At 71.5% G+C, this 593-nt stretch carries 1 pseudogene; it reads left to right on the forward strand.

From position 1 onward, the window contains the following. Positions 1-552 (forward strand): annotated as a pseudogene (locus tag H7A73_RS17930) (hypothetical protein); the annotation flags it as partial. Positions 553-593: the final 41 nt, after the last annotated feature.

A 593-nucleotide genomic window follows, 5' to 3' on the forward strand; every position in this document is an offset into this window, starting at 1 on the left:
GGTGAGCCGACGACGCCGGTTCCGTCGGGTGAGCCGACGACGCCGGCTCCGTCGACGGAACCCACCGGCACCCCGACCGCACCGAGCACGACGCCGTCGACGTCACCGGAAGCGCCCGCTGCGACGCTGAGCACCGGTGGGACCACGACCTTCACCGTCGGGGACCGCATCCCGCTGTCCGCGACCGGCCTGGCTGCGAACACGACATACCAGATCGTGTTGCACAGCGACCCGGTGGTCCTGGACTTGGTCACCACCGACACCGCCGGCGCGTTCAGCACCTCCGTGGTGATCCCGGCGGGCACGCCCACCGGATCGCACACCATCCAGGTCGAGACCGCTGACGGTGAAGCCGTGCTCGCACTCGCGATCACGGTCACTGACGACGGCGCCGTGGTCGTCGACCCGGTCTCGACCGTCGGCGCGACCGTCAACACCGGCGGCACCACCACCGGCCCCGCTGCGGGCCCCTGGATCGCCCTGTCCGCCGGCGGCGCCATCGCCCTCATCGCGGTCGCAGTTATTGCGTACCGCCGCCGCAACCAGCACTAACCGTCAACACCTGTCCGAGCGGGGAAACGCCCCGCGTCCCC

The organism is Curtobacterium sp. ME12 (assembly GCF_903970855.1).
Lineage (GTDB): Bacteria > Actinomycetota > Actinomycetes > Actinomycetales > Microbacteriaceae > Curtobacterium > Curtobacterium poinsettiae_A.